The 18,893-nt window shown below is 63.8% G+C and carries 16 protein-coding genes; all 16 read left to right on the top strand.

Translation table 11 applies throughout. The features are described 5' to 3' along the window. Window positions 1-47 precede the first annotated feature (47 nt). The 16 genes from PI93_RS15160 (at window position 48) to PI93_RS15085 (ending at window position 18,811) form a co-directional block, all read left to right on the top strand. Window positions 48-713 carry an HAD family hydrolase gene (locus tag PI93_RS15160; RefSeq protein ID WP_039365734.1) on the top strand — a complete coding sequence of 222 codons (666 nt, stop codon included), beginning with the start codon at window positions 48-50 and terminating at the stop codon, window positions 711-713. A 15-nt stretch (window positions 714-728) separates the two neighbouring features. Beyond that, window positions 729-1,886, top strand: a complete 1,158-nt coding sequence (locus PI93_RS15155) for a DSD1 family PLP-dependent enzyme (protein WP_039365736.1) — start codon at window positions 729-731, stop codon at window positions 1,884-1,886. A 274-nt stretch (window positions 1,887-2,160) separates the two neighbouring features. Next, on the top strand, window positions 2,161-3,249 hold the full coding sequence (locus PI93_RS15150; RefSeq protein ID WP_039365738.1) for an LLM class flavin-dependent oxidoreductase: 1,089 nt from the start codon (window positions 2,161-2,163) through the stop codon (window positions 3,247-3,249). A 97-nt stretch (window positions 3,250-3,346) separates the two neighbouring features. After that, complete coding sequence (locus PI93_RS15145; RefSeq protein ID WP_080758995.1) at window positions 3,347-4,360, top strand: ABC transporter substrate-binding protein; 1,014 nt, start codon at window positions 3,347-3,349, stop codon at window positions 4,358-4,360. A 227-nt stretch (window positions 4,361-4,587) separates the two neighbouring features. Then, window positions 4,588-5,343, top strand: a complete 756-nt coding sequence (gene hutC, locus PI93_RS15140; protein ID WP_039365740.1) for a histidine utilization repressor — start codon at window positions 4,588-4,590, stop codon at window positions 5,341-5,343. Between the two features lie 151 nt (window positions 5,344-5,494). Further along, on the top strand, window positions 5,495-7,174 hold the full coding sequence (hutU, locus tag PI93_RS15135) for a urocanate hydratase (protein ID WP_039365742.1): 1,680 nt from the start codon (window positions 5,495-5,497) through the stop codon (window positions 7,172-7,174). Between the two features lie 25 nt (window positions 7,175-7,199). Next, window positions 7,200-8,756 (top strand): histidine ammonia-lyase, encoded by a 1,557-nt coding sequence (gene hutH, locus PI93_RS15130; RefSeq protein WP_407945333.1) that lies wholly within the window; start codon window positions 7,200-7,202, stop codon window positions 8,754-8,756. 187 nt (window positions 8,757-8,943) lie between these two features. Further along, window positions 8,944-10,323: an amino acid permease gene (locus PI93_RS15125; RefSeq protein WP_039365746.1), complete on the top strand. Its 1,380-nt coding sequence runs from the start codon at window positions 8,944-8,946 to the stop codon at window positions 10,321-10,323. 7 nt (window positions 10,324-10,330) lie between these two features. Next, complete coding sequence (gene hutI, locus PI93_RS15120; RefSeq protein ID WP_039365748.1) at window positions 10,331-11,548, top strand: imidazolonepropionase; 1,218 nt, start codon at window positions 10,331-10,333, stop codon at window positions 11,546-11,548. 28 nt (window positions 11,549-11,576) lie between these two features. Next, window positions 11,577-12,539 carry a formimidoylglutamase gene (gene hutG, locus PI93_RS15115; protein WP_052240364.1) on the top strand — a complete coding sequence of 321 codons (963 nt, stop codon included), beginning with the start codon at window positions 11,577-11,579 and terminating at the stop codon, window positions 12,537-12,539. Between the two features lie 456 nt (window positions 12,540-12,995). Further along, window positions 12,996-13,958: a LysR family transcriptional regulator gene (locus PI93_RS15110; protein ID WP_039365750.1), complete on the top strand. Its 963-nt coding sequence runs from the start codon at window positions 12,996-12,998 to the stop codon at window positions 13,956-13,958. Between the two features lie 107 nt (window positions 13,959-14,065). Continuing rightward, the gene (locus PI93_RS15105; RefSeq protein ID WP_039365751.1) at window positions 14,066-15,070 is read left to right on the top strand and encodes an ABC transporter substrate-binding protein; all 1,005 of its coding nucleotides are present in this window, start codon (window positions 14,066-14,068) and stop codon (window positions 15,068-15,070) included. Window positions 15,071-15,140: 70 nt separating this feature from the next. After that, window positions 15,141-15,908 (top strand): ABC transporter permease, encoded by a 768-nt coding sequence (locus PI93_RS15100; RefSeq protein ID WP_039365753.1) that lies wholly within the window; start codon window positions 15,141-15,143, stop codon window positions 15,906-15,908. 71 nt (window positions 15,909-15,979) lie between these two features. Then, window positions 15,980-16,747: an ABC transporter ATP-binding protein gene (locus PI93_RS15095; protein ID WP_039366111.1), complete on the top strand. Its 768-nt coding sequence runs from the start codon at window positions 15,980-15,982 to the stop codon at window positions 16,745-16,747. A gap of 30 nt (window positions 16,748-16,777) precedes the next feature. Further along, window positions 16,778-18,106, top strand: coding sequence for an NAD(P)/FAD-dependent oxidoreductase (locus PI93_RS15090; protein WP_039365755.1), 1,329 nt, complete (start codon window positions 16,778-16,780; stop codon window positions 18,104-18,106). Window positions 18,107-18,391: 285 nt separating this feature from the next. Continuing rightward, complete coding sequence (locus PI93_RS15085; protein ID WP_039365758.1) at window positions 18,392-18,811, top strand: organic hydroperoxide resistance protein; 420 nt, start codon at window positions 18,392-18,394, stop codon at window positions 18,809-18,811. Window positions 18,812-18,893: the final 82 nt, after the last annotated feature.

The following is an 18,893-nucleotide window of genomic DNA, read 5'->3' as shown; positions in this document are numbered from 1 at the left end:
GGCTGCTCGCTGTCCTTCCCTGACGCAATCACACCGATAGAGGCCCCATGTCCGACGCTGCATCCCCACACCACGCCCACTGGCCGCGTGCTGTGCTTTTCGATCTGCTCACCGCGCTGCTCGACTCGTGGACCGTATGGAACCGCGCAGCCGGCAGCGAGACTGCCGGGCGCACCTGGCGTGCCGAATACCTGCGGCGCACCTACGGTTGCGGCGCTTATGTAAGCTACGAGCAACTGGTGGCCGAGGCGGCAGCGCACGTCGGCTTGCCGTCGAGCGCGCCACAAGCGCTCGAAGCCGAATGGTTGACGTTGCCCGCGTGGGACGGCGCCCGCGAATTGCTTCAGTCGCTGCGACCGCACTGCAAGCTGGCGGTCGTCACCAATTGCTCGAAACGGCTCGGGCATCAGGCGGCGCAATTGCTGGGGGTCGACTGGGATGTCGTGGTGACGTCGGAAGAAGCCGGCTTCTACAAACCCGATCCGCGCCCGTATCGACTCGCGCTCGACCGGTTGGGCGTGGAGGCCCGCGACGCGGCATTCGTCGCTGGCTCCGGCTACGACCTGTTCGGCACGTCTGCCGTGGGAATGCGCACGTTCTGGCACAACCGCGTGGGCCTGTCGCGCCCCGATGGTGCACCGCCCCCCGATAAGGAAGCCCCCACGCTCGAACCGGCGCTCGCGTGGCTTCGCGACTTTCACAAGACTGCCTGAGGACACTCCTTCACCATGACCTCGATTCAGCATGTTCCGCTAGCTTCGTTGCAGACGTTGGAAACGCCGGCAGCCGTGATCGATGTGCCGCGCATGCAGCACAACATTCACCTCATGCAGTCGCGCATGGACGCGTTGGGCGTGCGCTTCCGTCCACACGTCAAGACCAGCAAATGCATGGAAGTCGCCCGCGCCCAGATCGACGCGGGCGCCACGGGCATTACCGTCTCGACACTCAAGGAGGCTGCGCGCTTCTTCGACGACGGCGTGACGGACATCCTTTACGCAGTCGGGATGGTCGCCAGCAAGCTTCCTGCGGCATTGGCGCTGCGTCGTCGCGGCTGCGATCTCAAGATCGTCACGGATAGCGTCGCTTCGGCACAGGCGATTGTGGCCTTCGGCGCCGAGTTCGGCGAGACCTTCGACGTGTGGATCGAGATCGATACCGACGGGCATCGCTCGGGCATCCGCCCCGAGGAGGACGCGCTGCTCGACGTTGCGCGCGTGCTGCACGAAGGCGGCGCGAGACTCGGCGGTGTCATGACACACGCCGGTTCCAGCTACGACTTCGACACGCCGGAAGCGCTCGCCGCCATTGCGGAACAGGAACGCGCGGGTTGTGTGCGGGCGGCCACGCGGGTACGCGAGGCTGGCCTGCCGTGCCCTGTGGTCAGCGTCGGCTCGACGCCGACAGCCCTTGCCGCCACGCATCTCGACGGCGTGACGGAGGTGCGTGCCGGCGTGTATGTGTTCTTCGATCTCGTCATGCACAACGTGGGCGTTTGCACGACCGACGACCTGGCGCTGAGCGTGCTGACCACCGTGATCGGACATCAGGCGGACAAAGGCTGGGCAATTGTCGACGCCGGGTGGATGGCCATGAGCCGTGATCGCGGTACACAAAAGCAGAAGCACGATTTCGGGTACGGGCAGGTGTGCCGTATCGACGGTAGCGTAGTCCCCGGCTACACGCTCAGCGGCGCGAATCAGGAGCACGGCATTCTGTCGCGTGACGGCGAACCGGACGCCGACATCGTCGCGCGCTTCCCTATCGGTACGCTGCTGCGCATCATGCCGAATCACGCCTGCGCCACGGGCGCGCAATTCCCCGAGTATCACGCCATTGCGCCGGATCGCGATCCCGCTGTCTGGCCGCGATTGCACGGCTGGTGATGTTTCCCCAGTCGCTCTGCGCGCTTTACACGCGCGCCGAATAACGGCGCTCGCCCCACGGATGCTTATGCCGTAGTGCGGCATAACGAATCCCGATTTGCTTCGTTCACGGCGGGCCACATGCCCGCTACGCTGTGACGACGTTGCCCATCGCGGCACACACCGCTCGCCCGCTCTCCTGCTGTGCCAACGCTTCACGCCGGATCGCCACGCGATGGCGCCGACCGGTGTGATGCGCGACGCACTCACTCTTCGCCAGCACTGGAGGGCATTCATGAGCGTAGAAATTATCGGGATGATCACGGCAGCGCCGGGATCGGAGGTCGATCAACCGACCGGCGCGGCCATCGATCCGACGTTCATCACCCGCATGGCGCAAGCCCATGAGACGGCGGGCTTCGATCGCGCGCTGATTGGCTATTTCTCCAACGGTCCCGAAGGCAGCCTTGTGAGCAGCCATGTTGCGGCCGCCACGCAGCGGCTGGGCATTCTGCTCGCCTACCGGCCGGGCGTGATCGCCGCCCCGCTTGCCGCCCGTCAACTTGCCACGCTCGACCAGTTCTCGCGCGGACGTCTCGCGCTCAATGTCGTCTCCGGCGGCAACGATGCCGACCTGCGCCGCGACGGCGATTTCCTCGACCACGATGCCCGTTATGCGCGCACCGACGAGTATCTCGACGCGCTCAAACGTATCTGGACCGCCGACGCGCCGGTCGACTTCGACGGCGCGCACTATCGCTTCGAACAGGCATCGCCGGCGGTGCCGACCTGGCAGAAGCCGCACATTCCGATCTACTTCAGTGGCGCCTCCGAGGCGGCCATCGAGGTCGCCGCCCGTCACGCCGACACCTATATGTTGTGGGGGGAGCCGCTGGACGCCGTCGAATCCCTGATTACGCAGGTACGCGCCGCAGCACAACGCCACGGCCGCACCCCGCGCTTCTCGATCTCCTTCCGTCCGATCGTGGCCGATACCGAGGCGCAGGCCTGGGAGCGCGCCGACGAGGTGCTTCGTCAGGTCAAGGCGTCGCGCGCGCGGCTCGGGCTGCACGCCGAAGCCCCGGAGAACGTCGGCTCGCAGCGGCTGCTGGCCGCCGCCCAACGCGGCGACGTGCTCGACGAACGCCTGTGGATGGGCGTTGCCAAGGCCACCGGCGCACGCTGGAATTCCACCGCGCTCGTGGGTACGCCCGAGCAGGTTGCGCAAGCGCTGGGGCGCTATTACCAACTCGGCGTGGACACGTTCCTCATTCGTGGCTTCGATCCGTTGGGGGACACGATTCGCTACGGCGAAACACTGATCCCCGCGATTCGTCGGCATATCGCCGGACTGCGCACGGCCCAGGCGGCCAAGGCTGCCTGAGTTGACCTAAGTTGGCCTGGGGCAGCGTTAGTCCGTGTCTGTCACGCGCCGATGCTTCCCGCTCGTCTTCTCAATCGTTTCTTCATTCATAGGTGTCATGATGTTGCTGCGCTGGATTCGTCGCGCCCGTTTTGCCGTTACGGCCCTGTCCCTGTCTGCCTTCACTGCGCTCGGCGTCATGCACGCCGGCGCCGTGCAAGCGCAAAGCGTCACGCTTCGCGTCGGCGATCAGAACTACTACAACGTGCGCGCCTCCATGGAGGCCTCGGGGGCACTTGAGGGAGCGACATATCAGGTCGAGTGGAAGCATTTTCAGTCCGCCGCACCGGTCGCAGAGGGTCTCAACGTTGGCGCGCTCGACCTTGGTTTTCTCGGTGACTCCGGTTTCCTGTTTCTCGCCGCCAAGGGGGCGCCGGTCAAGCTGATCGCCGTCTCTCGTCAGAACCCGGACACGATTGCACTGCTCGTGCCGAAGGACTCACCGGTCAAGTCGATTCAGGATCTGAAGGGCAAGAAAGTCGCGTACTGGCCCGGCGCGTGGAGCCAGCAGTTGACGCTGCGCGCGTTGGAGAAAGCCGGCTTGCCGACGGACTACGTGCAGTTCGTCAAACTGATGCCGATCGACGCGGCAGTCGCGTTGCCCAATGGCGCCATCGATGCGTTCCCCGTCTGGGAGCCGTACATCTCGCAGCAAGTGGTGCGTAACGGCGCACGCCCGATCATCACCGCGCGCAATCTGATGCCCGGGTTGAGCAGTGTGGCGGCATATGCGCCGTCGGTCTCGGCGAAGCATGCCGCGATTGCCGACTTTCTCGTGCGCTTGCAGAAGGCACGGGCATGGGTCGAGACCCATCAGGATATCTACGCCGATCAGTGGGCCAGGAAGGCCGGGATCGACCGGGACGTGGCGCGCCACTGGATCGGTCAGGCCGGCATGACCATCGATGCGCTCGACAAACAAGCCGTTGCCGACTATCAGGGCACGAGCGACTTCCTGACCCAGACCGGCGCCCTGCCGAATCGTTTCGACGTGAGTTCGATTGTCGACACATCGTTCACAGCGGTGCTTGACGCAAAGCGTCCGGCGGCGCGGCAAAGTGCGTCGCGCTAACCCCGCCCGAGAGACTTCGCGAGAACCGGATCGACGCGCAACGTTGCAGGCTTGGCGTGGCATGACGGGCCAGCGCTCCCTTTGGCACGTCGTCACCTACTCCTCCCACGGTCTGACCTCAAGCCGTGTCGTGCGCAGGCGTGCCTCTTTTTTCTCGTCTCCGGCAGACGATTGGCTTATCCTTCAACCTTTCCCCCCGCACGCCCGTGACCGGAGAGCCCAACAAGGTGCCACGTCAAACCGCCCAGCCGACTGTCGAAACGCTCAACGAACAAGGGCCAGCGCCCCGCTATCTGCAGCTCAAGCAGTTCATCTGCCGTCAGATCGACAGTGGCGCGTGGCCGCCGCATTACCGTGTACCTTCGGAAAACGAACTGGTCGAACAGTCCGGCGTGAGCCGCATGACGGTCAACCGCGCGCTGCGAGAACTCACTGCCGAAGGCCGTCTCGTGCGCATGCAGGGGGTCGGCACTTTCGTCGCGGAACCGAAATCGCACTCCCCTCTGCTCGCCGTCAATAACATCGCCGACGAGATTTCCGAACATGGGCATCGCCACCGTGCGGAAGTCAAACTGCTGCGGGCGGAACTCGCCGGCCCCGAACGCGCCCTCGCCATGGGTTTGCAAGAGCGCGAGACGTTGTTCCACTCGGTGATCGTGCACTATCAGGACAACGTGCCGGTGCAGATCGAGGATCGTTTCGTGAATCCTGCGCTTGCGCCCAATTACCTCGAGCAGGACTTCACCAAGATCACCCCCAACGTCTATCTGCAGCGGCACTCGCCGCTCACCTCGGGCGAGCACGTCGTCGAAGCCGTGACGGCAACCCCCGAAGAAGCCCAGATGTTGCAGATCGCACGCACCGAACCGTGTCTGCTGATCCGGCGACGCACGTGGTCGGGCAAGCGCATCGTCTCCGTCGCCCGTTTGCTGCACCCCGGCTCACGCCATCGACTCGAAGGACGCTTCGGCGAACCCGAGTAAGCCCTCCTGCCCGTCGCCCCGACGCACCTGCCGCTCGTCGCTCGGAACGCTTTTGCCCATGGGGTGAAGTGCGTGAAAACCCTAGTTCACGATGAGTTGTATATACAATACTGTACAAGCCATCATCTGCTCCGAACTAGAGGAATACGCTGTGAGCCAATCCCCCCGTTATCGCGACGTCACGATCCGCGCCCCGCGCGGCACTCAGCTCAATGCCCGTAGCTGGCTCACCGAAGCCCCGCTGCGCATGCTGATGAACAATCTGGATCCGGACGTTGCCGAAAATCCGAACGCCCTCGTCGTCTACGGGGGTATCGGTCGTGCCGCGCGCAATTGGGAGTGTTACGACAAGATCGTCGAAACGCTCAAGACATTGGGCGACGATGAAACGCTGCTCGTGCAGTCGGGCAAGCCGGTCGGTGTCTTCAAGACTCACGCCGACGCGCCGCGTGTGCTCATCGCCAACTCGAATCTGGTGCCGCACTGGGCCAACTGGGAACACTTCAACGAACTCGACGCCAAGGGTCTCGCCATGTACGGCCAGATGACTGCCGGCTCATGGATCTACATCGGTAGCCAGGGCATTGTGCAAGGCACTTACGAGACGTTTGTCGAAGCCGGCCGTCAGCATTACGGCGGCGATCTGAAGGGACGCTGGGTGCTGACCGCCGGCCTGGGCGGCATGGGCGGTGCGCAGCCACTGGCCGCCACGCTCGCCGGGGCCTGTTCGCTCAACATCGAGTGCCAGCAAACCAGCATCGATTTCCGTCTGCGTACACGCTACGTCGATGAGCAAGCGACGGATCTCGACGACGCACTCGAGCGTATCGCCAAATACACGGCGGCCGGTCAGGCCACGTCCGTTGCGCTGTGCGGCAATGCGGCAGAAATTCTCCCGGAACTGGTGCGCCGGGGCGTGCGGCCGGACATGGTCACCGACCAGACCAGCGCGCACGACCCGCTCAACGGCTATCTGCCGATCGGCTGGACGTGGGACGACTACCGCGAACGCGCCCGCTCGACGCCGGCCGAGGTCGTCAAGGCGGCCAAGCAGTCGATGGCCGTGCACGTCAAGGCCATGCTCGACTTCAAGGCGATGGGCGTGCCGACGTTCGACTACGGCAACAACATCCGTCAGATGGCCAAGGACGAAGGCGTCGAGAACGCGTTCGACTTTCCAGGATTCGTCCCCGCGTATATCCGCCCGCTCTTTTGCCGTGGCGTGGGGCCGTTCCGCTGGGCCGCGCTCTCGGGCGATCCGCAAGACATCTACAAGACGGATGCCAAGGTCAAAGCGCTGATCCCGGACGATGAACACCTGCATCGCTGGCTCGACATGGCGCGTGAGCGCATCAGCTTCCAGGGCCTGCCCGCGCGCATTTGCTGGGTCGGTCTGGGACTGCGCGCGAAGCTCGGACTGGCGTTCAACGAAATGGTACGCTCGGGAGAACTCTCGGCACCGGTCGTGATCGGCCGCGACCATCTGGACTCGGGGTCGGTCGCCAGCCCCAATCGCGAAACGGAAGCCATGCGCGACGGCTCGGACGCCGTCTCCGACTGGCCGCTGCTCAACGCCCTGCTCAACACGGCGAGCGGCGCCACCTGGGTCTCGCTGCATCACGGCGGTGGCGTCGGCATGGGCTTCTCGCAACATTCGGGCGTGGTGATCGTGTGCGATGGCACCGACGCCGCCGCAGCACGCATCGCCCGTGTGCTGAACAACGATCCGGCCACCGGCGTCATGCGCCACGCCGATGCCGGTTACGACATCGCCGTCGAATGCGCTCGCGAACATGGCCTGAACCTGCCCATGCTGGGCACCGCGAAATAAGCAAGACCAGTCAGCCCCCCCGAATATGTCGAATCAAGGAAATCTGTCCATGGCAAAACTGTTTGTGACGCCCGGCGCGCTCACGCTGGCGCAATTGCGCGACGTCTACCAGAACCCGACCACCCTCACGCTCGACGAGAACGCTTACGCCGCTATCGACAAGAGCGTGGCCTGTGTGGAAAACATCGTGGCCGAAGGCCGCACGGCCTACGGTATCAATACCGGATTCGGCCTGCTGGCAACGACACGCATCGCCTATGAGGACCTCGAAAATCTTCAGCGCTCCCTCGTGCTTTCGCATGCCGCCGGTGTCGGCGCGCCGCTCGACGACGCCCTGGTGCGTCTCATCATGGTGCTCAAGATCAACAGTCTGGCGCGCGGCTTCTCGGGCATTCGCCGCAAGGTGATCGACGCACTCGTCACGCTGGTGAACGCCGAGGTCTACCCGCGCATTCCGCTCAAGGGTTCGGTCGGCGCATCGGGCGATCTTGCTCCGCTCGCCCACATGTCGCTGCTGTTGCTGGGCGAAGGCGAGGCGCGCTATCGCGGTCAGTGGATGAGCGCTCGCGAAGCGCTCGCCGTGGCCGGGCTGGAACCGTTGACGCTTGCCGCCAAGGAAGGGCTCGCGCTGCTCAACGGCACACAGGTGTCGACGGCCTACGCGCTGCGTGGCCTCTTCGAAGCGGAAGACATGTTCGCGGCGGCCAGCGTGTGCGGTGCCCTGACGGTCGAAGCCATGCTCGGCTCGCGCGCCCCGTTCGACGCCCGCATTCATGCAGCCCGTGGCCAGCGCGGCCAGATCGACGCCGCTGCGCTCTATCGCCATTTACTTGGCGAAACAAGCGAGGTTGGTCAGTCGCACGCAAACTGCGAGAAGGTGCAGGACCCGTACTCGCTGCGTTGCCAGCCTCAGGTCATGGGCGCGTGTCTCACGCAGATCCGTCAGGCCGCCGAGGTGCTCGCGGTGGAGGCGAACGCCGTGTCGGACAATCCGCTGGTGTTCTGGGAGCAAGGCGACGTCATTTCCGGTGGCAACTTCCACGCCGAGCCGGTTGCCATGGCCGCCGACAATCTCGCGCTGGCGATTGCCGAAATCGGTGCGCTGAGCGAGCGTCGCATCTCGCTGATGATGGACAAGCATATGTCGCAGTTGCCTGCATTTCTGGTGGCCAACGGCGGCGTGAACTCGGGCTTCATGATCGCGCAGGTAACGGCTGCGGCGCTGGCGTCCGAAAATAAGGCCTTGGCACATCCGGCCAGCGTTGATAGTCTCCCGACCTCGGCCAACCAGGAAGACCACGTGTCGATGGCGCCCAACGCCGGGAAGCGGCTTTGGGAGATGGCCGATAACGTGAAAGGCATCATCGCGATCGAATGGCTCAGCGCCTGCCAGGGGCTGGACTTCCGCGAAGGTGTCAAGTCGACGCCGGTGCTCGAGCGCGCCCGCGAGCTGCTGCGCCAGTCGGTTCCGTTTTACGATAAGGATCGCTATTTCGCGCCCGATATCGAGGGTGCGAGTGCGTTGATCGCACAACGGCAACTGAGCACACTGGTGCCCTCCGGTACGTTGCCGAGCGTTTGAGTCGCGTTTGATTTCCACCCTGTCGGGGCGAAACGAACGGTGATTCGCGCTCCGGCCAGTGGTGTGACGGGTTGCCCCCTTGTCCGGCGGTGCACTGGCGCCGCTCGGCCAAGCGTCGGCCGACCAACCCGATTTCTCCCTGCCGCCCGCTCGTGCGGGCCGGCGCATTACGCATTCAGGAGACAACTTGAAGAATCTGCAACGCAATCTGAGCGCGCGGCATATCCGCTTTCTGGCGCTCGGCTCCGCCATCGGCACAGGCCTGTTCTACGGGTCGGCCTCGGCCATTCAACTCGCCGGTCCGGCGGTCATTCTTGCCTATATCGTGGGCGGCGCAGCGGTCTACATGGTGATGCGCGCGCTTGGCGAGATGGTGGTGCGCCAGCCGGTCTCCGGTTCGTTCGGCCGCTATGCGCGCGACAATCTTGGCCCGCTGGCCGGTTTCCTCACGGGCTGGACGTACATTCTGGAGATGGTGATCGTCTGTCTGGCCGACGTGACGGCGTTCGGTATCTATATGGGATTCTGGTTTCCCGACGTACCGCAATGGATCTGGGTACTCGGTGTCGTGATGGTGATCTGCGGCCTGAACCTGTGCAACGTCAAGGTGTACGGGGAGATGGAATTCTGGCTGGCGCTCGTCAAGATCGTTGCCATCGTAGCGATGATTGTCGGCGGCGGCGTGATTCTGTTCGCCGGCGTGCAACTGCACGGCGAACATGCGCCGGCGGTGAGCAACCTCTGGTCGCACGGCGGCTTCCTGCCCAACGGCTGGGGCGGGCTGGTGGCGTCGCTGGCCGTGGTGATGTTTGCTTACGGTGGCATTGAGATCATCGGCATTACCGGCGGTGAAGCCAAGAATCCCGAGAAGGTGATTCCGCGCGCGATCAATGCGGTGCCGGTGCGCATTCTGCTGTTCTACGTGCTCACGATGTGCGTGCTGATGGCGATCTTCCCGTGGACCGGTATCGGCAGCCAGGGCAGCCCGTTCGTGCAGATCTTCTCGGGTCTGGGCATCAAGTCGGCAGCGGCGATCCTCAATCTGATCGTGATTTCGGCCGCGATCTCGGCCATCAACAGCAATATTTTCGGTGCAGGTCGCATGATGTTCGGCATGGCCGAGCATGGTCAGGCGCCGGCCGCTTTCTCGGCGACGTCGCGCCATGGGGTGCCCTGGGTCACGGTGCTGGTGATGACGGCGGCGTTGCTCGGCGGGGTGGTGTTGAACTATCTGATCCCGGAAGGCGTGTTCCTGATCATTGCGTCGATCGCCACGTTCGCAACGGTGTGGGTATGGTTGATGATCCTGCTCTCGCAGGTGGCAATGCGCCGGCGTCTCTCGGCTGCCGAAGTCGCTGAACTCAAGTTCAAGGTGCCGTTGTGGCCGGTCGGGCCGGCATTGGCGATCGCGTTCATGCTCTTCGTGATCGGCATGCTCGGTTACATGGAGGACACCCGCGTCGCGCTGTATGTCGGCGCCGCCTGGATCGTGCTGATGTCCATCGCCTATCTGCTCGGTGTCAAACCCAAGGAAGCGCAGGTGCGCGCCCCCATGAGCCTGGAATAAGCCTCACATGAAACGTACCTACTGGAAGCACTGCCACGTCGCCACGATGCGCGACGGTCGTTACCACGCCATCGAGGATGCGGTAATCGTCACTGTCGGTAAGCAGATCGAGTGGGTCGGGCCGCGCAGTGAACGCCCGGCGTCGGGCGCGCACGAATGCGTCGATCTGCAAGGCGCGTGGGTCACGCCCGGTCTGATCGACTGCCACACGCATCTGGTATTCGGCGGCAATCGCAGTCTCGAGTTCGAGCAGCGGCTGCAAGGCGTGAGCTATGCCGAGATTTCGGCGGCCGGGGGCGGCATCAAGCACACGGTGCGGCACACGCGCGACGCCACGGAGGACGCGCTCTTCGAATCGGCACGAAAACGCCTGCTCGCACTGATGCGCGACGGCGTGACGACGGTGGAGATCAAATCGGGTTACGGCCTCGATCTGAATAGCGAGCGCAAGATGTTGCGGGTGGCGCGTCGGCTGGGCGAGGCGCTGCCCGTCACGGTAAAGACGACGTGTCTGGCCGCCCATACGGTGCCGTCGGAGTTCGCAGGCAAGGCCGACGAGTATGTGAACTATGTCTGCGCCGAGATCCTGCCCAAGCTCGCCGAGGAACATCTGGTCGATGCCGTCGATGCCTTCTGCGAGACGATCGCTTTCACGCCGGCACAGGTGATGCGCGTGCTGTTGCGCGCGCAGAAGCTGAAGCTGCCGGTGAAGCTGCACGCGGAACAACTCTCTCCACTCGGTGGTTCGAGTCTCGCCGCAGAGTTGGGCGCATTGTCGGCGGATCACCTCGAGTACATGACGCCGGAGGATGCCGCCGCAATGGGGCGCGCGGGCACGGTGGCCGTGCTGCTGCCGGGCGCCTTCCATATGTTGCAGGAGACACGCCGCCCGCCTGTGGACTTGTTGCGACGTCACGGGGTCGATATTGCGGTGGCGTCCGATCTGAATCCCGGCACCTCGCCCGCGTTGTCGCTGCGGCTGATGCTCAACATGGCCTGCACGCTTTTCGGCCTCACGCCGGAAGAGGCGCTCGCCGGCGTTACCCGAAATGCCGCCAAGGCACTGGGCATGCTCGACACGCACGGCACGATTGAAGCCGGCAAGACGGCGGACTTCGTGGCATGGGAAATCGAACGCCCTGCCGAACTGGCCTACTGGCTCGGTGGCGACCTGCCGTCGCGCACAGTGCGCAATGGACAGTGGCGCGATCTCGCCACGGTCTGAGTCTGGCCGGCCAACAGGAGACGCTTTCATGGCAACACAACTGAAACCGGCGCCCGGCGACACCCCCGTCTGGCGAGGACGCACGGATACCGGCGAACGCGGCGATACCCGCCGCCTGTTCAACGTCGTGCGCGAAATCGATCCGCGCGCCGACGCCACGCCTGCCGGCGCCCCCGTTTTGCTCGGGTTCGCTTGCGATACGGGCGTTAAACGCAATCAAGGGCGCGTCGGCGCCGCCGAGGGGCCACAAGCGATCCGTCGCGCGCTGGCAAATCTGCCCGCGCACGACATCGCATGGCTGTTCGATGCGGGCGACGTTTCCTGCGATGACGACGACCTCGAAGCTTCGCAGCGCAAACTGGCCGAAGCAGTCCGTGGTCAACTCGACGCGGGCGCGCAACCCGTGGTACTCGGCGGCGGGCACGAGATTGCCTGGGGTACATGGCAAGGGCTTCGCGCCCATCTTGATGCCAAGGGCGATCGCTCGCGCGTACTGATCCTCAATCTCGACGCTCACTTCGACCTGCGCACAGCACGTCCCGGCACGTCGGGTACACCGTTCGATCAGATCGCCCAGGCCTGTGAAGCCGCAGGACTCTCATTCGACTACGCCTGCCTCGGCGTCAGCCGGTTGAGTAATACAGCCTCACTGTTCGAACGCGCCCGCGAGTTGAAAGTGACCTACGTGGAAGACACCGACATGCAAGACCGGCATCTGGATGCCCGCCTCGCTCAGATCGATGCCCTCATCGCCGATGTCTCACACGTCTACCTCACGATCGATCTCGATGTGCTGCCCGCCCCCGTCATGCCCGGGGTCTCAGCGCCCGCCGCTTACGGCGTGCCAATGCCCGTCGTCGAGGCCATCGTTACGCAAGTTCGCCAGTCAGGGAAACTTCGTGTAGCCGATCTCGCCGAATACAACCCGCGCTTCGACCCCCAGGGCACCGGCGCACGTGTCGCCGCCCGACTCGCTTATCGCCTACTTTGACTCTCACCCCCTTTGTCCGGGACGTTGTCGCGCGTCTCGGATATGGCCTGCCTGTCTCTCACGATCCGTCACGCTCCCTCACGTTTCATCCGCCTCACCCACTTCACGCTCCCCCGGTCAGACGGACCGAGGCCCCTTTCCGCCTCTCAGACATAAACCCAACTCGCTGCAGAAAGCGGCCTCGGTCCGTCCCCCTCCTCTCCCTCAATACCTCCACCGAAACCTCCCCCATCCGTGCCTAATTTCGATCGCTGAGACCAACATCGCGCCACCCCTGCCGTTTCCTACCTCAAATTCTCACGACCTAATACAAAGTATTAGTTTTTCTTAAGTTGATTTCGTTTTACCCACTTCTATCCCTACAATCGCCAGAAATTCTTATATCGATTCATTGTAGTGAGCCAGAAAGGGCCTTCTCGCCTCTCGAGACTCACTGCTCGCACCGGAGACACGCCGATGAAGAAACGCGCAGACCTCGACGTTAGATCGTTGCGGATCTTCGAAGCCGTCGCTTCCGCCGGTAGCCTCTCAGGTGCCGCCGCCGCACTCGGTATCACCCAGTCAGCCATCTCTCAAGCGATCGCCCAAATCGAACAAACGGTCGGCACCCGTGTGCTGGATCGCTCGCGCCGGCCGCTCAAACTTACGCCCGCCGGACTCGCCCTCTCCCGCCACGCCCGCCAGATCGTGGACGATATGGACCGGCTCATCGCGCAAGTTCAAGACGCCGATGTCGCCAGCCGTGCCGCCGTGCGCGTAGGGATGATCGACTCGTTTGCCGCAACCGTCGGCCCTTCGATCGTCCGGCAAATGTCCGGCAGCACCAGCGAACTCCTGCTCTGGTCCGGCCTCGCCAATGGACACGCGCAAGCGCTGCTCGCCCGACACCTCGATCTGATCGTGACGAGCGACCCCATGAACGACATGGAACGTCTCGTACGACGCCCGATTTTCACGGAGCCGTTCATCGTTGTCGTGCCCAAGGCGCGCGAAGCCGATCTCGCACGCGCAGACCTCAGCGAGCTGATCCGCACGATGCCCCTGATCCGCTTTTCCGGTCGCTCGCACTTTGGTGCAGTCATCGAACGCCACCTTCGGCGCACCGGACACTCGCCGCGCATGCACCTCGAAATCGATACCTCGGACATCGTGATGTCGATGGTCGCCGCCGATCTCGGCTTCACGATCGCAACCCCGCTCTGCCTGCTGCAAGGCCGCGCTTCGCTTCCGGAACTCGCCGCGCTGCCGCTGCCAGGCCCCGCCCTGTCTCGCACGATTTATCAGGTCTCGCGCGAAGGCGAGGTGTCGGAGATGGCCTCGCAATGTTTTCTCGCCGGTCGTCTGGCCCTCGCCCAGGAAGCGTTTCCCGAACTGCGCCGCATCATGCCCTGGCTCGGCGAACGCCTGGCGCTTTGCTAACGGCCAACGAATTCAAGCCACCGCCCCGGGCGCCGGGCCAGATGGATCTCACCTGAAGCGCGCCCATTGTTCAACGCGAATAACACACAACCAATATGGAGACACGCATGAACCTTTCTCGACGCAAGTTCCTTCACACAAGCGCAACGCTTTCGGCCGCTGCCGCTGCCGGCGCTCTGACGCTTCCGGGAATCGCCCGCGCAGCAGACGCCACGACGATTCAGTACGGCGGATCGGCCTGGCTGGGACACTACCCCGCCTATCTGGCCATGAAGTCCGGCGCACTGACGAATGCAGGCATCGATCAGCAATGGCAGTCGTTCGGCACGTCGTCCGCTCGCATGAGCGCCGTGCTCTCGGGGGGGATCGATATCGCCTGTACCGGCATCGTGTCGGCACTCGCGCTGATGGCTCGCGGCTCGAAGCACTTCTCGATTGTGGCCGTGCCGGAGAGCTTCGGCCGTGTGGAAGGTCTGTTCGTGCGCGATGGCGTGAATTCGCTGCAAGACCTCAAGGGCAAGAAGCTGGGCGTGACGTTCGCGTCGAGCGCGCACCTGCTGGTACTGGATCTGCTGGGCAGCGCCGGTCTGTCGAACGACGTGACGGTGCTCAATGTGCCCGCCCCGGAGCTGCCGGGGGCCATTCAGTCGGGGCAGATCGACGCGGCCGCCGCCTGGACGCCGCAGTTCAACCGCATTCGCGCCATGTCGGGCATGAAGCTGCTGGCGGACGACACGCAGTTCTCGCTCTACAAGAAGTACAACGTGACGCCAGGTCCGGATGTGTTGATCGTGCGCAATGCGTGGGCTGAGAAGAACGCCGACGCGGTTCGCAAGTACCTCAAGGTGTATTTCGATGCCTGCCAGACGCTGCGCGATAAACCGGACGAAGCCGCCCGCTCGCTGATCGCCCTCACCGGCATGTCGGCACTCGATCAGATCGAGACGATCAAGGGCGCAGAGTGGTACAGCCTCGCCCAGCAAACGCAGTTGCTCAAGTCGCCCGGCAGCTATGTCGACGGCCTGCAACGCCTCGCGGAAATGCTGGTGACGTATAAGCAGATCGATAAGGCACCGGCCGTGCGCCAGTGGATCAACACGTCGTATCTGTAAGCCCTGCGGCTGGATCAGTGCGCCGTTGTTCGTCGATAGACGCACCGGCGCACGCTCGAGGAGTCTGATTGTGAATCATCGTCAACCGTCCCGCACCACGCTGCTGGGTGTAGGGTTTGCGTCCGTGGTGGTGTTCTTGCTCGCGTGGGAAGCCGCCTGCCGCACCGGGATCGTCGATCCCCTGTTCCTGCCGCCGCCGTCGGCTGTCGGCGAACGCATTGTCGCGATGCTGGCCGACGGCACGCTGCTCTCGAATGTGCTCGCCTCCACGCGCCGCGTGATGACGGGTTTCGTCGCGGCAACGATCGTGGCGATTCCGTTGGGCATTGTGCTCGGCACGTCGAGCTATGCCCGTGCCGCGTTCGATCCGATCCTGTCGTTCCTGCGCCCGCTCCCGTCGATGAGCTGGATTCCGCTCTCACTGCTGTGGTTCGGTATCTCGGAGACGCAGAAGTACAGCATTGTGTTCATGGGTACGTTCGCCCCGGCGCTGGTCTATGTGATCGAAGCCACGCGCAATGTCGACCCGCTGCTGATTCGTGCCGCCAAGAATCTCGGCGCGAGCAACGCGCAGGTGATGCGCGAGGTGATTCTGCCAGCGAGTCTGCCGCAGATTCTCTCCGGTATGAAGATCATTCTCGGCCTGTCGTGGACGTGTGTGATCTCCGCAGAACTCGTCGCCGCACGCGAAGGTCTGGGCTTCCTCATCATGAACGGCAAGGAGTTCTTCCAGACGGAAGTGGTCGTGCTCGGCATGGTGATGATCAGTGTCACCGTGCTGGTGACGGATATCGTTTTTCGCGCCATCGAGCGCAAGGTGTTGAGGTGGCAGGCATGAACGATCGCATCGATTCGCACGTTGGCGCACAACGCACCCCCGGTGAGGCATCGACCGGCAACACGGAGACCATGATCGCCATCGACGGTGTCTCGAAGCGTTATGGCGATTTCCAGGCCCTCGAGCGCGTGGATATGAACATTGCCCGCGGCGAGTTCGTGGTGTTGCTCGGCGCTTCCGGTTGCGGCAAGTCGACGCTGCTCAATCTGATCACGGGCTTCGACGCGCCGACGACCGGACAGATTCGCGTGAACGGCCGTGAGGTGAAAGGCATCGATCCTCACTGCGGCATGGTCTTTCAGCAATACGCGCTGTTTCCCTGGCTCAATGTGCTCGACAACGTGGCCTTCGGCCTGAAGATGAAGGGCATCGATAAGGCCTCGCGCTACGCGACGGCACGGCGCTATATCGAGATGGTCGGCCTCAAGGGGTTCGAAGACCGCTTTCCGAAAGCGCTCTCGGGCGGTATGCGCCAGCGCGTGTCGATTGCCCGCGTGCTCGCCAATGACCCGGACGTGATTCTGCTCGACGAACCCTTCGCGGCGCTCGACGCCATGACGCGTCAGGTGTTGCAGGAGGAACTGCTCCAGATCTATCAAAAGAGCGGCAAGACGATCGTTTTCATCACGCACTCGATCGACGAAGCCCTGATGCTCTCGACCCGCATGGTCATCATGAGCGCACGTCCGGGCCGCGTAGCGTGTGACATGCCGAACGATCTGCCCATGCCGCGCGACGCTCAAGTCCAACTCTCGCCGCGCTACAACGAACTCAAGTCGCAAATCTGGAACACCGTACAGACCGAAGTCATGCGCAGTCTGGAAAGCCAGGCTGCGTAACCTCCGGCAAGCCCCCGCATTTCTATCGTCATGTCCAATCAAGTCACTTCCTCCCGCCCAGCGCGGGACATGTTTCCCGCCTATCAGGCAGGTGCGGGCTGGAACGCGTTGCTACCGTCGCGCATGCCCCACACGCAGGCACCGGTGGCGCGCAGTTTCGACGTCATCGTGATCGGCGCGGGTTTCACGGGTCTGGCCGCCGCCCGCCGTGTCGCGGAGCTCCGCCCCGATGCCACTGTGCTCGTGATCGATGCCACAACGGTCGGTAACGGTTCGGCAGGCCGCAACTCGGGCTTTCTCATCAACCTGCCCCATAACACCGGCATGGGTGGACACGGCAGTCCGGTGGAAGTCGCACGCAAGCAAATCCGGCTCTACGACATCGGTCTCAGGTGGCTGCACGAACTCGTGACGATGCATGGCATCGACTGTGGCTGGAATCCCGTTGGCAAGTATCACGCCGCCGCCACGCCAGACGGTGAACAACGCCTGCGCGACACGCTCGGGCAGTACCGCGAGTGGGGCGTGACGTATCGCGAACTGTCGCGCGACGCGCTTCGAAGCGAGATCGGCACGGACTATTACGGCTACGGCTATCACTCGGACAATAACGTTTTCGTGCAACCTGCCGCACTCGTGCGGGGTCTGGCCGACAGCCTGCCCGCCAATGTCCGGCTGTGGGAGAACGAACCCGTCGTGTCGCTCGACGGTAATGGTCCCTTCACGGTGACGACGGCGAGCACAGAACTACGCGCCAAGCAGGTCATCGTCGCGAACAACGGCTTCGCTCGCAAGCTGGGACTCGCGCGCGATCGCGTGTTCACGATCTACACCTATGCCGCCATGACACCGGCCCTGTCCGCCGACGAACTCGCCAAGCTGGGCCCAGCTCCGGAGTGGGGCGTGATTCCCGCGAACCGGCTCGGCACCACGCTGCGCAAGACCCTCGGTGGCCGATTTATCGTGCGTAGCGCTTATTCGTATGAGAAGGAGCGCCCGATGAGCGACGTCAACACGATGCTCACCGATGCCTATCGCCGCCGCTATCCGCAAATGGGCTCGCATAAGTTCGAACACGTCTGGGGCGGCGTGACGGCCCTCACCCGCAACGGCGCGCTGTATTTCGGCGAGATTCGCAAAGACCTGTTCGCTTCGCTCGGCTGCAATGGCGCGGGCGTGCTCAAGGGCAGCATGTTCGGCAAGCTGCTCGGGGAAATGGCCTGTGGCCAACAGTCACCCGAGCTATCCGACGCGCTGGGCTTCGAGCGCCCGACATGGCTGCCGCCCGAGCCGATCCGTCGCGTGGCCATCGTCTCCGCGATTCAGTATCAGAAGCATCGGGCCGGTCTGGAGCGGTAGCCCCTCGACCGTCGCGCGCCGGGGGCAGCAGGGTTCGGAACCGTTCGCACGCCCTCTGCGCCTCGCCGATGCCCGATTCTCGGCGTCTGCGTGGGCCGCATTTGTATTTCAATGTATCCCGCCAGCGACGGGACAACCTCTGTTACTGCCGGGCACGAACCGGACACATCCCCGATACCTCCCCCCGTTTCAATGCGAGAAGTCGATGCCAGACACGCCGGACTTCCCCGGCATGGACATCGGTTCGCGCCGCCATTCGGCGCATTCCATTGACAGAGGCACCTCATGACCCAACTCGACAGAGTCCTTTACACCGGCCGCACCCACACCACCTCCGGTGGCCGCGACGGCACGGCACGCAGCAGCGATGGCCGTCTCAACATCGCGCTCTCCTCGCCCGGCACAGGCGGCACGGGAACTAACCCCGAGCAGCTCTTTGCCGCAGGCTGGTCTGCCTGCTTCATCGGCGCCATGGGCCTCGCCGCGCAAGCCAGCAAGGTGGCGTTGCCGGAAGATCTGTCGGTCGATGCCGAAGTCGATCTCGGTCGTTTGAACGATGGCTATGCATTGCAAGCCCGCCTGTTCGTGAACCTGCCGGGCGTGCCGCGCGATGTGGCGCAAAGCCTTGTGGACGCCGCACACGCTACCTGTCCCTACTCGAAGATGACGCGCGGAAACATCGGCGTGACGATTACGTTGGTGTAAGCGGTCCGGTCGCGTCACGGGCACCGGCAAGTGGCGCAAAAAAAGCGGGGCGACATCTCGATGACATGTCGCCCCGCATTGT

The sequence above is a fragment of the Pandoraea fibrosis genome, from assembly GCF_000807775.2.
GTDB classification, from domain to species: Bacteria; Pseudomonadota; Gammaproteobacteria; order Burkholderiales; family Burkholderiaceae; genus Pandoraea; species Pandoraea fibrosis.
This window is presented reverse-complemented; position numbering and strand designations above follow the sequence as displayed.

Bases quoted from the DNA above. Each gene is read 5' to 3' on its own strand.
- PI93_RS15160 (WP_039365734.1), top strand. From the start codon at position 48: ATGTCCGACGCTGCATCCCCACACCACGCCCACTGGCCGCGTGCTGTG.
- PI93_RS15155 (WP_039365736.1), top strand. From the start codon at position 729: ATGACCTCGATTCAGCATGTTCCGCTAGCTTCGTTGCAGACGTTGGAA.
- PI93_RS15150 (WP_039365738.1), top strand. From the start codon at position 2,161: ATGAGCGTAGAAATTATCGGGATGATCACGGCAGCGCCGGGATCGGAG.
- PI93_RS15145 (WP_080758995.1), top strand. From the start codon at position 3,347: ATGATGTTGCTGCGCTGGATTCGTCGCGCCCGTTTTGCCGTTACGGCC.
- hutH (WP_407945333.1), top strand. From the start codon at position 7,200: ATGTCGAATCAAGGAAATCTGTCCATGGCAAAACTGTTTGTGACGCCC.
- hutI (WP_039365748.1), top strand. From the start codon at position 10,331: ATGAAACGTACCTACTGGAAGCACTGCCACGTCGCCACGATGCGCGAC.
- hutG (WP_052240364.1), top strand. From the start codon at position 11,577: ATGGCAACACAACTGAAACCGGCGCCCGGCGACACCCCCGTCTGGCGA.
- PI93_RS15110 (WP_039365750.1), top strand. From the start codon at position 12,996: ATGAAGAAACGCGCAGACCTCGACGTTAGATCGTTGCGGATCTTCGAA.
- PI93_RS15105 (WP_039365751.1), top strand. From the start codon at position 14,066: ATGAACCTTTCTCGACGCAAGTTCCTTCACACAAGCGCAACGCTTTCG.
- PI93_RS15095 (WP_039366111.1), top strand. From the start codon at position 15,980: ATGATCGCCATCGACGGTGTCTCGAAGCGTTATGGCGATTTCCAGGCC.
- PI93_RS15090 (WP_039365755.1), top strand. From the start codon at position 16,778: ATGTCCAATCAAGTCACTTCCTCCCGCCCAGCGCGGGACATGTTTCCC.
- PI93_RS15085 (WP_039365758.1), top strand. From the start codon at position 18,392: ATGACCCAACTCGACAGAGTCCTTTACACCGGCCGCACCCACACCACC.